The organism is Vibrio sp. CDRSL-10 TSBA (genome assembly GCA_039696685.1).
Lineage (GTDB): Bacteria > Pseudomonadota > Gammaproteobacteria > Enterobacterales > Vibrionaceae > Vibrio.
Window position 1 is genome coordinate 1,405,139 of sequence record CP155565.1, and the last position, 14,180, is coordinate 1,419,318.

At 51.7% G+C, this 14,180-nt stretch carries 13 protein-coding genes and 4 pseudogenes; 13 read left to right on the plus strand and 4 right to left on the minus strand.

Going from position 1 to position 14,180, the window contains the following annotated elements; genetic code table 11:
- Positions 1-8: 8 nt before the first annotated feature.
- Positions 9-1,083: pseudogene (hisC, locus tag ABDK09_06880) on the minus strand (histidinol-phosphate transaminase).
- A 153-nt stretch (positions 1,084-1,236) separates the two neighbouring features.
- Here hisC and ABDK09_06885 point away from each other — a divergent pair.
- A pseudogene (locus ABDK09_06885) lies at positions 1,237-2,152 on the plus strand (LysR substrate-binding domain-containing protein).
- A gap of 432 nt (positions 2,153-2,584) precedes the next feature.
- Here ABDK09_06885 and ABDK09_06890 read toward each other — a convergent pair.
- From ABDK09_06890 to ABDK09_06900, 3 genes are all read right to left on the minus strand, one after another.
- Positions 2,585-3,205 (minus strand): triacylglycerol lipase, encoded by a 621-nt coding sequence (locus tag ABDK09_06890; protein ID XAW87841.1) that lies wholly within the window; start codon positions 3,203-3,205, stop codon positions 2,585-2,587.
- 315 nt (positions 3,206-3,520) lie between these two features.
- Positions 3,521-3,832: a hypothetical protein gene (locus tag ABDK09_06895; GenBank protein ID XAW87842.1), complete on the minus strand. Its 312-nt coding sequence runs from the start codon at positions 3,830-3,832 to the stop codon at positions 3,521-3,523.
- Positions 3,833-4,356: 524 nt separating this feature from the next.
- Positions 4,357-4,668 carry a hypothetical protein gene (locus tag ABDK09_06900; protein ID XAW87843.1) on the minus strand — a complete coding sequence of 104 codons (312 nt, stop codon included), beginning with the start codon at positions 4,666-4,668 and terminating at the stop codon, positions 4,357-4,359.
- 248 nt (positions 4,669-4,916) lie between these two features.
- On the opposite strand from ABDK09_06900, the gene ABDK09_06905 reads away from it, so the two are divergent.
- The 12 genes and pseudogenes from ABDK09_06905 (at position 4,917) to ABDK09_06960 (ending at position 14,138) form a co-directional block, all read left to right on the plus strand.
- Positions 4,917-5,318, plus strand: coding sequence for a TonB-dependent receptor plug domain-containing protein (locus ABDK09_06905; protein XAW87844.1), 402 nt, complete (start codon positions 4,917-4,919; stop codon positions 5,316-5,318).
- Positions 5,319-5,334: 16 nt separating this feature from the next.
- A complete protein-coding gene (locus ABDK09_06910) occupies positions 5,335-6,471 on the plus strand; it encodes a TonB-dependent receptor (GenBank protein ID XAW87845.1) in 1,137 nt (378 codons plus the stop codon).
- A complete protein-coding gene (locus ABDK09_06915; protein ID XAW87846.1) occupies positions 6,362-7,075 on the plus strand; it encodes a TonB-dependent receptor in 714 nt (237 codons plus the stop codon). The genes ABDK09_06910 and ABDK09_06915 overlap by 110 nt, the downstream gene beginning before the upstream one ends.
- A gap of 224 nt (positions 7,076-7,299) precedes the next feature.
- Positions 7,300-7,755, plus strand: a pseudogene (locus ABDK09_06920) (Fe(3+) dicitrate ABC transporter substrate-binding protein).
- Positions 7,756-7,849: 94 nt separating this feature from the next.
- Positions 7,850-8,140: an ABC transporter substrate-binding protein gene (locus ABDK09_06925; GenBank protein ID XAW87847.1), complete on the plus strand. Its 291-nt coding sequence runs from the start codon at positions 7,850-7,852 to the stop codon at positions 8,138-8,140.
- On the plus strand, positions 8,140-9,141 hold the full coding sequence (locus ABDK09_06930; protein ID XAW87848.1) for an iron chelate uptake ABC transporter family permease subunit: 1,002 nt from the start codon (positions 8,140-8,142) through the stop codon (positions 9,139-9,141). Before ABDK09_06925 ends, ABDK09_06930 begins: the two co-directional genes overlap by 1 nt.
- Positions 9,138-9,719 (plus strand): annotated as a pseudogene (locus ABDK09_06935) (iron chelate uptake ABC transporter family permease subunit). The gene ABDK09_06930 and the pseudogene ABDK09_06935 overlap by 4 nt, the downstream one beginning before the upstream one ends.
- A 55-nt stretch (positions 9,720-9,774) precedes the next feature.
- Positions 9,775-10,101 (plus strand): iron chelate uptake ABC transporter family permease subunit, encoded by a 327-nt coding sequence (locus ABDK09_06940; GenBank protein ID XAW87849.1) that lies wholly within the window; start codon positions 9,775-9,777, stop codon positions 10,099-10,101.
- A gap of 3 nt (positions 10,102-10,104) precedes the next feature.
- The gene (gene fecE / locus ABDK09_06945; GenBank protein XAW87850.1) at positions 10,105-10,872 is read left to right on the plus strand and encodes a Fe(3+) dicitrate ABC transporter ATP-binding protein FecE; all 768 of its coding nucleotides are present in this window, start codon (positions 10,105-10,107) and stop codon (positions 10,870-10,872) included.
- A 586-nt stretch (positions 10,873-11,458) separates the two neighbouring features.
- Positions 11,459-11,914 (plus strand): (2Fe-2S)-binding protein, encoded by a 456-nt coding sequence (locus tag ABDK09_06950; GenBank protein XAW87851.1) that lies wholly within the window; start codon positions 11,459-11,461, stop codon positions 11,912-11,914.
- Positions 11,915-11,941: 27 nt separating this feature from the next.
- Entirely contained in the window at positions 11,942-13,243 is a 1,302-nt protein-coding gene (locus tag ABDK09_06955; GenBank protein ID XAW87852.1) for a molybdopterin cofactor-binding domain-containing protein, read from the plus strand.
- Positions 13,170-14,138 (plus strand): molybdopterin cofactor-binding domain-containing protein, encoded by a 969-nt coding sequence (locus tag ABDK09_06960; protein ID XAW88482.1) that lies wholly within the window; start codon positions 13,170-13,172, stop codon positions 14,136-14,138. The genes ABDK09_06955 and ABDK09_06960 overlap by 74 nt, the downstream gene beginning before the upstream one ends.
- Positions 14,139-14,180 lie beyond the last annotated feature (42 nt).

Below are 14,180 nucleotides of genomic sequence, written 5' to 3' on the forward strand. Positions count from 1 at the left end.
CTGTACATCTATGATTGTGACGAATATTCGTTAAGTGCGGCAACAACTTCTTGCATGCTGTGCTGACTACCAATAGTGATACGCACACAGTCTCTCAGCGCCGGGTCATGACCTTGATTACGGGTCACGATACCTTGCTTGAGCAGATACGCAAACAGACTTTCTCCGGCGCGGGTGCGCAACAGGACAAAGTTGGTCGCGGACGGGTAAATTTTTTCAATAAAATCGTACTGACCCAGCTGGCTGATAAACCAATCGCGGGTTTCAATCAGTTGGTTGGTCACGGTACGCATTTTATTCAGACCTTGTTCGGACAGGGCTTCCAGTACGATCGTGGCACTTGAATCCGGCATCGGATATGGTGGAATCAGTTTGGCGACGTATTCCATCACGCTCTCATCGGCGATGATAAAACCGCAGCGTACCGCCGCCAGGCCAAATGCTTTGGACAGTGTACGGATAACAACCAGATTCGGATAACGTGCAATCAGCGCTGCGACACTCTGGTCGATTTCGAACTCAATATAGGCTTCATCAACCACCACCAGGGCATCTTGCTGAGTGCCTTCCAGAATATCGATGATCGCCTGTTGCGACAGCGGATTACCGGTCGGGTTGTTTGGTGAGCACAGGAAAACCAGGTTGGCTTGCTTAGCCGCCGCGATAACGCCCTGAGTATCCAGCTCAAAAGCATTGCCGATCAGTGGCACGTGCAGAGTTTCAATCGCCAGTGCATCGGCACAGAATTCGTACATGGCATAGGTCGGCGAGCAGACGACGATTTTGTCTTTGCCTGGCTGACAGAAAGTACGGATCAGCAGATCGATCGCTTCATCGGCACCACGCACTGCAACCACAGGTGAGGTGACCTGGCAGTAATCCTGATAAGCCTTGGCAATGTCGTGCGGCAGAAAATCCGGGTAACGGTTGAAATTCTGTGACGATTCACCGTAGTGCACTGCGTGCTCCAGTTTCGTTGGCATTCAGCCAGACCCGACCTGCGCCACCAATCCGGCGAGCAGACTGGTAAGGTATTAATTTTTTTATGGCCTCTGGTGCCAGTGTAGATGCGATGGATGACATAAATGCCCTCTGGCTGCTATTATTTAGTCGCAGTAAATGATTTTTTATGCTGTTAATTGCATTTAATCTGAGTTTATTTGCAAATTAATCAACAGATGATTCATTCAAACAAAAAGTATTTGTAAAAAGAATCGAAATAAACACATACTAGTCATGATAAAAATTCATGGCTTGAGGCTAACTATGCACCTTCCTTCCACCAAAACCCTGCAGGCCTTTCTGGCCACGGCTGAGTACCTTAATTTTACCCGTGCTGCGGATGCGCTGAATCTGACGCAGGGAGCGATCAGCCGCCAGATTCAGTCTCTGGAAGAGATGCTGGGAGTGAAGTTGTTTTATCGTCATGCTCGCGGGTTAAGCCTGACTCAGCAGGGGTTGAAATTTGTCCCTCACGCTGAAGATGTATTACGCCGCTTACGCATGGCCATTGATGATGTCTCCAGCACGCCGTCGAGCATTAAACTCAATGCGCCCAGCTGTGTGACTTCGTGGTTACTGCCGCGGCTGATGGCATTTCAGGAGGCGCATCCTGAAATTGATGTAGCACTGACCTCGACCATTAAGCATCATCCGGAGCCTGACTTTGACCTGTATGACGCCGTTATCCTGTATGGTAAGGCAACCAAGATGCCGAACATGGTCAGCCATTTACTGTTTGAAGAATGCCTGACGCCGATTTGCCGGCCCGAAACTGCTTGCCGCAGGGCAGGAGACTATGTCGTTAGAACAACTTACCAAAATGACTTGGCTGCATGCTAACAGTGAGCAAAGTGACTGGAAGTTGTGGCTGGCCCATCATGGTGAGCGCGGATTATCAAGCCGCAGTAACCAGCATTTTTCTACCTTGGATCAGGCGATGAATGCCGCGCAGCAAGGCTTTGGTATTGCAGTGGGGGATGTGACACTGGCGGCGCAGGATCTGGCGATGCACCGTTTGGTCTCACCTTTTAGTGATGCAGTGCCGTCCGGCTACAACTACTCGATTCTGTTTCCTAAGCAGAGTGATAACCCTATGCTCGATTTGCTCCAGCACTGGCTGGTGGAAGGTTATCAGGCGACGTTAAGTTAAACGTGCCTTACGTCGCAGAGGCGGTTTGTGCCCTTCTATCAATGCACTATCTTATCAAAATACTATCTTATCAACGTATTACCTTATCAAAGTAGCACCTCATCAATCAGCGCCCGCGTATTAACCCGTGGGCGTTATCGTTTTTCTCTATCAGAGTAATAGCCAAAAGCAGCCTGCTTGACCGATTGAAGACGGTTATAGTAGCTGCGTCCATTGATAACAGCAGCAGAGGTCATAACTGCCGCTGTTCCAGTCCGGCAAGTGCTTACTGGCTAATTGCTAAACGCGGATAGCCTGCAGGCCTTTGCGCCAAAAGATGTTGGCGCTTTACAGCTTTTTTAGACGATAAGGCGCAAGCCAATCACCTGGTTACCGGATAAGCGATTCACTCCATGCTCGCTTATCCGGTTTTTTTTTGGTGATTAGGTAATGCTAGAGGTCTGGGTTGAATGTATCGCTGCGGATAAAGTGATCGATCTGGCGGGCAATATAGTCGTTATAGATCATACTGGTGTGCGTGGTGCGGGTTTCAATATGGTCAGTCATGCCATCAATTTTGGTCTCTTCCACCGTGACAGTACCATCCGACAGCGGGTCATTGCCCATCAGCAAACGCCGCATCCCGATAGGCACAGTACCCGCAATGCTGCCCAGTTTCTGCGGAAATCGCCACTTATCTTCATGAGCTAGCAGACCATAACGGGCAGAGTTGCCAAGCAAAGCACCCAAACCGAGTTGCTGAATTTTACCGACGATAGAGGCGCCTTGCAGCGGGGAGCCAATCGCCAGCACATGGCTAATCTGTTGCGCTGAAGGCTGACGTGAAGCGAGATAATGTTTAATCATCAAGCCACCCAGACTATGGCCAACCAGAATATTTGGCTGCTCGTGGTCGAGCGCAGCATCAATAGCGCGAAATACTTTGCCTTCATCAATCGCCACACTGTTATAACTGAGGACTTCGGTGCGATAGCCGAGCTTGGTGAGACGCTGGCTCAGTGGCTGCATAACCACGCCGTGCATATACAAACCGTGCAATATGATAATTTTCATCGCGAATTCAATGCCAAGGATCAGATGACCAATTTAACCACTGCCAGCATAAAAGGAAAGCACAAGCGGGGTTGAGTGAACGAGAGCAGATTGCCGTGAACTGGCAGCATTAACGCATTGAATCGGATTGAAGTCTGGTGTGAAAGGGAAATGATATTATTGCTGGGATGCCAAATAATGACATGGCAGTCGGAGTGAAATTACTGTTTGGGGTGAAAAATCGGCAGCCGGACCGGGAAGTCCTTAGCTGCCGAAGGTAAATAATCTTATTCAAATTTATTGAATATTACTTCCGTTTTTCTCATAAATAATGGCTTAGCCGTCATCGCGAGCAACGAAACCTTGCTTCACGATCATATTGCCGTTCTGGTCTTCAGCGGTGACTTTCAGCGTACGTGCAGTGGTCTCGTGGTTGCTGTAAGTGACTGTGCCGTCGGTCGCGGTCAGGTACGTATCACCCTGAATTTGGATTGGGTATTGCGCCATTGCCTGGCCGTCTTTAGTCACAGAAATTTTAGCAATGTGACCTTTGGTTGAGATGTCCATGGTCAGATCGGCGGCCATTGCGCCTGCTGCAAATGTGGTAGAAAGCAGGGTCGCAGTGATGATAGAAGTGAGCTTAGTCATAATGATTTTCCTCTTGAGTTCTAGTTGTTTCATATCTTGGTGCTTGAGATAAATAATAGATCCAAGTCACATCACAATCGACGTTATAGATTTGCTCAATATGTTCAAATAAATTGAATGAACAATAAGGAAACTCATCAATGGCGGAGATAAATGTCTAATTAAACACAACTATCTTTGTGATCTGTACGGGTGAAATTAGGTGCAAAAGTGCATATTCAAATTTGTTAATAACTTTTTCAGCCGATCGTCAGATGCGTTTAGTCCTGCAAAATGAAGGTATTACTATTTACCGAAAATGGCTGTTTTTGTCGGATTTTGACGTTATTTTTTAGCAAAAATGCGAGATGTTGTTTTGGGTAAAATGCTGAGGCAGTATGAATGTGGCTGAGAAGTGTTTAAAACCCACCAATTGAGTCTTGGTGTTGAAGTAAATAAAACGGCAGCGGTGGTCAATTTCAACTCGCTGCCGCGCTACAAAATCTTATTCAGTTCCATTGAAGTTCTATTCCAGGATTTAGTGATTATCCGTTATCGCGAGCAACGAAACCCTGTTTTACGATCAGATCGCCTGAGTTGTCTTCAGCGACGATTTTCAGAGTACGTGCTGTCGGTGCGTAGTTTTTGTAGGTCAGGGTACCATCTTCAGAAGTCAGGTAAGTTTGACCTTGAATTTGGACCGGGTAGTTTGCGACAGCCTGACCATTTTGAGTCAGAGACACAGTTGCCAGGTTATCTTGAGTAGCGACATTCATGCTCAGATCTGCAGCCATTGCACCAGCGGCAAAAGTGGTTGAAAGAAGAGTAGCTGTGATGATTGAAGTGACTTTAGTCATAGTTCATTTCCTCTTGATTTAATTTTGTTGTGCACCGTAGTGCCTGGAAGAAATATTAGATCTATATCACACTTTTATCGATGGGATAAATTTGTCCGACTTCTTCAAAATTATCGAATAAATAATCACCCTTTCTATTTTGCGTGGCGAAATAATAAGCACAATCAATGTATGTACCATTTGTAATGCAAATGAAAATTAGTTACATTTCTGCACCTGTTTTTGCGAACCACATCATAATAAATTTAATGAAAGCCCCAACAAAACTTCATCCTCTTTGCCTGGCTATTGTTGCCGGGTTAGGTGCGCCAGGATTCAGCACCGCAGCGTTTGCTGCAGATAATGCGACTTCAACCGAGCTTGCCACAGAGTCTGTGACTCCTTCTGCAGCGGCTGAAACCAGCTCTGCCGATCAAGACACCATTACGGTTTATGGTCGTGCGCTCTCTTTATATCGCGCTAATGAAACCAGTCTGGCGACCAAAACGCCGACCGTGATTGATGATACGCCCCAATCTATTCAGGTGTTACCGCAGCAACTGATCGAAGATCAGGGCGCACGTCAGGTAACGGATCTGTATCGCTCTATTAGTGGTGTCAGCCAGTATTCCTATTCCGGGGTGACGTTTCCGCGGTTTTCGTCAGGATGAAATTCTCTATGATGGTGTGCGCGGCGACCCGTTTAACGGCTTTGCCATTCCGCAACTGTTCAATATCGAGCGGGTGGAAGTGCTCAAAGGGCCATCCTCTGCTGTGATGGGCAGCGGTGAACCGGGTGGGGTGATTAATTATGTTACCAAGAAACCGACTTATACTACCCAGCGCCGTGTCTCTGTGACCGCGGGCAACCAGGATTTTGTCAGTGGCGGCGTTGAGCTGTCCGGCCCGGTGAATGATGATGCCAGCCAGCGCTATCGCGTGGCGATTTACCAGGATCATGAAAATCCGTCCCGCAACAATACCGATGTGCGCAACCGTATCATTGATCTCGGCTACAGCTGGGACATGAGTGAAGACAGTACAATCACGGCCCAGTTTACCGATATTATCCAACATTACGGCGGTGCCCGTTTGCGTGGTATCCCGACCGATGATGCCGGTAACTTCCTGGCCGATATCGACTGGAACGCCAACGAAGCATCCGATTTTCAGGATCTGGAAGCCCAGGTGTATCAGCTGCGTCTTGACCACAGCTTCAACGACTGGCTGAGCGGTGATGTGACATTACGTTACTACGAAAACAGCGAAGATCAGAAGTACCATGAGCCGAACGGGCTGGAAGATACCGATGGTGACGGCGTGGCTGACTGGAGCAAACGCCAGTTCCGCGATCAGGTTCGCGATAATAAAGCAGGGTCGGTATCGGCCAATCTCGTTGCGTTACTGGGTGACCACACGCTGCTGTTTGGCGCAGATTACTACCGCATCGATGAAGACTATATCTATTACCGCGCCAAAAGTGTTGGCGGCCTGAGCCTGACCAATCCGGTGTATGGTGCCGATACTTCTGCCTATACCTTAAGTTTGGCTAAACAGACCGATTCACGCTCTGAGCGTTATGGCGCCTATGCGCAAGATCAATGGCAGATTACCGAGCAGTGGAATGTTCTGGCCGGCCTGCGTATTGACGGCTTTAAAGATGAAGTGAACGACATCAAGAAACTCGACCCAGGATCACTACACCGGCTCTGGCATGTCCTACCGTCTTGGCTCGACTTACAAAATCAATCCGCAATGGCATCCGTATGCTGTGGTCGCGACCGGATTTGTACCTCAGGATGCTGCAGATCAGGCATCGGCTAACGGTGGTCCGTTTGATCCGGAAGAGAGCCTGATGTTTGAAACCGGGGTACGCAGTTACTGGCTTGATAATGCCCTCAACGTGAATCTTGCGTTGTACCACATTACCAAAGAGAACATTCTGCAGGCAGACCCGGATGACGACACCCGCTCAGTGGCGTTTGGTAAGGTGCGCAGCCAAGGTGTTGAAGTGGATATGCTGGCCGATGTCACGGACAACTGGACCGCAAATCTGAGCTATGCCTACAACGATACCCGGGTTAAAGAAGCTTACGATGGTATCAGCGGCACAGTGGGAACCCGCTTTGCTAACGCGCCGCACCATCAGTTGGGTCTGTGGACCCGTTACGACCTGACTGCGATTGATTCGTCGGTCGGCTTTGGCGCCGACCATGTCAGCGAGCAGTACAACCAGAGCGGACAGACGGTGAAAGCGTATACCGTGTTTGATGCTTCCTGGCAGACGCGCTGGCAGGACTGGTTATTCCAGCTTAATGTCAAAAACCTGTTTGATAAGAAGTATGCGGTCAGCGGCTTTATTGACCGTACCGGCCACTTCCCGGGCGAGCAGCGTCGGGTTTACCTGACCGCGAGCTACGATTTTTAACCTAAGTCCGGCATTAGCCGGACTTTTTTATGGCTGATTGAGAGTAAGTTAAGCCATTAACTAAAAATAATTCTCACTGCAATTTACGTTTCATCTGAAACCGAAATCAGTACAATCGAGATCAGCATTGAGGTGCTGATGATCACGAAAATTAGGAAATAGATATGAAATGGTCTTGTTGGATAGCACGTAGTCTGGTGCTAATGGGATGTTGGTTTAGCTTTATGGCCTCTGCCGTGACCGTAACGGACAGTCAGGGTAAATTCACCTTAGATTATGTACCGCAGCGCGTGGTGACGCTGGAGTTCTCTTTTGTTGATGCCCTGGCGGCGGTTGATGTCAGTCCGGTCGGGATTGCCGATGATAATGATCCAAATCGCCTGTTGCCTGCGGTACGCGATAAACTGGCGCAGTGGACATCGGTCGGTACCCGTTCTCAACCGAGCCTGGAAGTGATTGCTTCGCTCAAGCCAGATCTGATTATTGCCGATGTCGATCGCCACTCATCGGTGTATCGTGATTTGCAAAAAATTGCGCCGACTCTGCTGTTGCCTTCGCGACGTGAAACTTACCAGGACAACCTCAAGTCAGCAGCCATCATAGGTAAAGTGCTGGGTAAAGATGCGCAAATGCAGCAACGACTGGCGGAACACAAACAGACCATGCAGGGGTATGCCAAGCAGTTGTCTGAACTGAAACAACCTGTGGTGCAATTTGGCGTGGCACGTGAGAAACGGCTTTTATGCTCACTCGGCGGACTCTTACGCCGGTGGTGTGATTCATGCACTTGGTCTGACGTCTCCGGCCGGACTGAAAAACGAAAATGCGTCACGTCAGATAAGTCTGGAACAACTGCTGGCGCTCAATCCCGGTTATCTGGTGGTAGGCGATTATACCCAGAACAGCATTATTACCCGCTGGGAGAAGCAACCGTTGTGGAAACTGCTGTATGCAGTGCGTGCCAAACATCTGCTGCACGTTGACGGCAATTTGTGGGCGCGTTGCCGCGGTATCCTGGCGGCGGAATATATGGCGGCCGACCTGGTTAAACTGGTTAACGCCTGATGGTCGGGGTGGACAAGCTGAAACAGACGAGCGTGGTTGCCACGCTCGTTGTGTTTTTACTGCTGGTGGCATGGTGGGCGCTGTTTGCCTTTTCGGCTGTGCCGGTCTCGGGCGCCGAAGCACTGACCGCATTGTGGGCGCCGGATGAGCAGGTGATGGCGCACATGATTGTGCGCGAAATCCGCCTGCCCAGGGTTCTGGAAGCGGCGCTGGTTGGTGCCAGCCTGTCATGTGCCGGCACTTTAATGCAGGGGCTGACCCGTAACCCGCTGGCTTCACCAAGTCTGTTTGGTGTTAATGCCGGCGCTGCGCTGGGCATGGCCTTGGTCAGCACAGTGTTTGCAGCTTCTTCGACCCTGACTACGCCTGTTGCTGCCATGATCGGCGGCTTGAGTGCCTGGAGCCTGGTGATGCTGCTTGGTGGTGCCTGGAAAATGGGCTCAGAGCGCGGTCAGTTGGTGTTAGCCGGGATCGCGATTTCCGCCTTGTGCGGTGCGCTGACCAAAGCCAGTGTCATTCTGGAAGAAGATCAGGCCGCCAGCGTGATGGCCTGGCTGGCGGGCTCGTTTGCTCATGTCAGCTGGGATACCTGGCAGATGAGCTGGCCGGGTCTGAGTGCAGCCCTGGTGCTCAGTATGTTGCTGGCCCCCAAGGTTAACGTGCTGGCGATGGGCGATGAGCGGGTCAAAAGTTTGGGCGTTAATCTGACCCTGCTGCGAGTGCTAATTGGCCTGGCAGTGCTGGTGCTGGTTGGCTTGTGTGTCAGCACGGTCGGAGCGATCGCTTTTGTTGGCCTGATTGTGCCGCATATGGCGCGTTTACTGGTGGGGTATGATCACCGGCGTCTGCTGCTGGTGGTGATGCTGATTGGCGCGATGCTGACCCTGCTGGCCGATATCATCAGCCGGGCGGTGGTCTTTCCGACTGAAACACCGGCTGGCGCTGTGCTGGCACTGATTGGTGCGCCTTGTTTTCTGTATCTGGTGAGAAATCGCGCATGAATTCGTTACTTAAAACTCAATGTCTGCTGCTGGGCGGGATTGCTGTGCTGGCTGTGGCCAGCCTCAGCCTAGGGGCAGTGCATGTGCCTCTGCCTCAGGTGTGGGACGGTCTGTTTTCCGGCAGCGAGCACTATTTCACCATTCATGATTATCGCCTGCCACGGATTGTGATTGCGATTCTGGTCGGTGCTATGCTGGCCAGTGCCGGGGTGCTGATCCAGGGTGTGATTCGTAACCCGCTGGCATCGCCGGATATTCTCGGTGTCAGTCATGGCGCCGGTTTGGCAGCGGTTGCTCTGATGACCTTGTGGCCGGCGGTTTCGGTGTACTGGCTGCCGCTGGCCGCTTTGTCCGGCGGTATTGCCTCGGCACTGGTGCTGGCTTTGGTGTGCGGCGGCAAGACCGCTCCGGTCAAACTGGCCATCACCGGTGTGGCACTGGCTGCTTTGTACGGCAGCGGAATAGACTTTCTTATCCTCACCCAGCCACTGGAAATCAATAATGCCCTGCTGTGGCTGACCGGCAGTTTATGGGGACGCGGCTGGGATCAGCTCACTCTGTTGTGGCCATGGTGGGCCGCATTGCCTGTGGTGCTGTGGCTCAGTCATGCTCTGAATCTGCTTACTCTGGGCGATGAAACGTGCGCTCAGCCTCGGTATTTCGGTCAACCGGGTTCGCGCTGCGGCGCTGCTGGTAGCGGTCATCTGGACCTCCGCGGCTGTGGCGGTGTGCGGCCCGATCAGTTTTCTTGGTCTGGTTGCCCCGCATCTGGCGCGGCAACTGGTCGGCGGACGTCATCAGAACTTACTGCCGACCGCGATGCTGGTGGGGGCTTTGCTGCTGCTGGTCGCCGACCTGGCGGCGCGCATTATTGATCCGCCCCTTGAGCTGCCGGCCGGAATCATGACGGCGATTATCGGCGCGCCGTACTTTTTATACCTGTTAACCAAAATGAGATAACCGATGCGTTTAAGTACTGAAAATCTGACTGTCGGCTACGGCAAAGGCCCGATTGTGAAAGGCGTCGATGTCGATATTCCGCCGGGAAAAATTACCGCACTGCTCGGCCCGAATGGTTGCGGAAAATCGACCTTGCTCAAGACGTTGTCGCGCATTCTCAAAGCGCAGAGCGGGCAGGTATTGTGGCAGGGTGAACCGATTGAACAGGTGGCATCGCGCACATTGGCGCAGCATCTCGCGCTGTTGCCGCAGTCACAGGAGCCGCCGGAAGGCGTGACGGTACGCGAAGCCGTCGCATACGGGCGCAGCCCTTACACCGGTTTCTGGGGCCAGCTCTCGGCACAAGACAAGCAGATCGTTGATGAGGCGATGCAGGCAACAGGTGTTGCTTCTTTTGCGGATAAAGCCGTGTCAGATCTGTCCGGTGGCCAGCGTCAGCGAGTCTGGCTGGCGCTGACTCTGGCTCAGGATACCGATTTTATTCTGCTTGATGAGCCGACTACTTATCTCGATATCAACCATCAGGTTGAACTGATGAAGCTGATGCGCAGCTTAAATCTGCAGGGCAAAACCATTGTGACTGTACTGCATGATATCAATCAGGCCTGTCGTTACTGCGATCATCTGATCGTGATGCAGGATGGTCACATAGTCAGTGAAGGCAGCCCGGCGCAAGTGATGACCCCGGACTTGCTGGCCCGGGTGTTTGAGCTCGACGCGGAAATTCATCTGGATCCGATCGCCGGCACGCCTATGTGTGTAGTGCGCTAAGCGCGCGTTAGCTTATGTTTCTGCCGCTCTGCAGCTTTTGTTTGTAATGTTTTGTCGCTTAGGTGTGTACTGCTCTGCATGGCAGTGCACGCCTCCTGCCTCTGATAAGTTTTTCTTCTTTCTTCTTTCCTGCCAAATCGCGCTCTGAATTAATAGCTTACGTCTTGAATAAATAACTCACGTTTTGAATAAACAAGCTTTGCACAAACTCGTGTGCCGGATGAATAGTTTATACTCTACTTAATTCATATTAATGGGCAATGTTTTCTATGGGAAGGGAACACTATACGCTAATCAATCCGCTCACTTTTTAACGGTAATAATGATTAAATTTCAGTGGGTTGAACTTATGTTTTACGCATGCCGATATGATTCACTTTAGCTATGTTTAGGTGCTGGCGTTATCCTGAATATCAATGTTTTGGACGATCAGGCAAATAACGTGGATTATTGTCCTAACACATATTTACCGTACTTCTATAATTACTGATGCTCAATAAGACCATTTACAAAACAGGGTGCCGAAAAATTCTCCATCCGGGGAGTGTGCGCCCTCTCATTTTATTAAGAGAGCAGGAGAAGCTCCATGTCAGTAACTTTGAATGTGAACGGTGTCGATAAAGAAATCGATGCAACTCCAGATATGCCGATTCTATGGGCGGTGCGTGATCATCTTGAAATGACCGGTACTAAATTCGGATGCGGTATGGCGCAATGTGGTGCCTGTACTGTGCATCTGAACGGCCAGCCGATTCGTTCTTGTGTCACTCCTATCCAGGCGGCTGTCGGCCAGAAAATTACCACGATTGAAGGTGTCGAAAGCCGCGCGGCCAAAGTAGTTCAGGCTGCGTGGGATGAACTGCAGGTGCCGCAGTGTGGTTACTGCCAGTCGGGTCAGATCATGTCCGCGGTGGCGCTGCTTGAGCGTAATCCTAAGCCGAGCGATGAGGATATTGATGCCGCGATGTCGGGCAATATCTGTCGTTGTGCCACTTATGTGCGTATTCGCAAAGCGATCAAAGACGCGGCTGCTCAGCTGTAAGCTGGCAGAGACAAGGAGTGAATCATCATGCGTAAAATGTCTTTTTCTTCACCGGCTGAAGAAGTGGTACCCGGCCGTCGTAAATTTCTCAAACTGATGGGTGGTGTCGGTGCCGGGTTAACCCTGGGTTTCTCGCTGCCGGCATCACAAAAAGCGCAAGCGGCAGCCGCGGAATCTGCATCGGCGCCGTTTGCACCCAATGCGTTTGTTCGTATCGGCACCGATAATCAGGTGACGGTGATGATCAAACATATCGAAATGGGGCAGGGTACTTACACCGGTTTGACCACTCTGGTCGCTGAAGAGCTGGATGCTGACTGGAGCCAGATGGTGGCTGCCGGCGCACCGGCTGACGCCAACCTTTACAACAATACCTTGTGGGGCCCGATGCAGGGCACAGGCGGCAGTACTGCGATTGCTAACTCTTACATTCAGATGCGCACCGCAGGTGCGGCGGCCAAAGCCATGCTGGTTGCAGCTGCAGCGCAGCGCTGGGGTGTGGATGCCAGCCAGATTAAGGTTAACGCGGGCGTTATCAGCCACGGCAATAAGCAGGCGACCTTTGGTGAGCTGGCCGAAGCTGCCGCCAAACTGCCGGTGCCGGATGAAGCCGGCGTAACGTTGAAAACGCCGGAGCAGTTTGTCTTTATCGGCAAACAGAAAGTGAGCCGTAAAGATATCGGTAAAAATGACGGTACAGCGATTTTTACTCAGGATATCAAACTGCCTGGCATGCTGACTGCCATGGTGCTGCACGCTCCTAAGTTTGGTGCCAAGCTGAAAAGCGTGGACGATAAACAGGCCAAAGCATCGCCGGGTGTGGTCGATGTAGTGACCATTCCGACTGGCGTGGCTGTGCTGGCGAAAGATTACTGGAGTGCGAAAAAAGGCCGTGATCTGCTGGCCGTGACCTGGGATGAGAGTGCCGCGTTTACTAAGAGCTCGGCGCAGGTAATGTCTGAGTACACGGCACTGGCCCAGAAAGACGGCATCAAAGCGCGCAGTGAAGGTGATGCGGCCGCGAGCCTGCAACAGGCTGACACCGTGATCGACAACACCTACCAGTTCCCGTTCCTGTCCCACTCACCGATGGAGCCGATGAACTGTGTCGCCCAGGTGACCGATCAGGGCTGTGAGATCTGGAACGGCGAACAGTTCCAGACCGTCGACCAGAACAACATTGCCCAGGTGCTGGGCATCAAACCAGAGCAGGTTAAGCTCAACATGTTGCTGGCGGGTGGTAGCTTTGGTCGCCGTGCGAAACCCGCATTCGGATTACCTGCTGGAAGCGGTCGAGATCGCGCGCCAGAAAAAAGGCACTCCGGTTAAGATGGTGTGGAGCCGCGAAGATGATACCCAGGTCGGTTACTATCGTCCGGCATACGTACACCGTATTCAGGCGGGTCTGGATGCAGACGGCAATATCTCGAGCTGGAAACAGCACATTGTCGGCCAGTCGATTCTGACCAATACTGTGTTTGAACCTTTCATGGTTAAAGACGGCGTTGATGCTACCTCAGTGGAAGGGGCTTCCAACATCCCTTACGCGATTCCGAACCTGTCGGTAGAACTGACCACAGTCAAAGAAGGGCCGACCGTTCAGTGGTGGCGCTCGGTAGGCAGCACTCATACCGCTTTCGCAGTGGAAACCATGATCGATGAACTGGCGGTCAAAGCCGGAAAAGATCCGGTGGAAATGCGCATGCAGTTACTGGCCAAACATCCGCGCTGGCAGGGCGTGCTGAAACTGGCAGCAGAAAAAGCCGGTTGGGGTAAAGAGCTGCCGCCAGGCACGGGTCTTGGTGTGGCCGTGCACGAGTCTTTCGCGACGTTTGTTGCTCAGGTTGCTCAGGTCACAGTAAAGAACGGTCAGATTTCGGTTGATAAAGTGGTGTGTGCGGTAGACTGTGGTGTCGCTGTGAACCCGGATGTGATTGCCGCGCAGATGGAAGGCGGGATTGGTTTTGGCTTATCTCCGACTCTGGTCAGTGCCATTACCCTGGGTGAAGGTGGTATGGTTGAACAGTCTAACTTCCATAACTACCAGGTACTGCGTATGAACCAGATGCCGGAAGTGGAAGTCCATATTGTACCGTCAGCGGAAGCGCCAACCGGCGTAGGTGAGCCGGGTGTGCCGCCGATTGCGCCGGCAGTCGCCAATGCGGTCGCTGCGGCCACCGGTCAGCGTTTACATGCGCTGCCACTGAAACTCGCAACGGCATAAGCCGCTGGCTTGGAATGAGCCCGGATTCGGGCTCATTGTTAT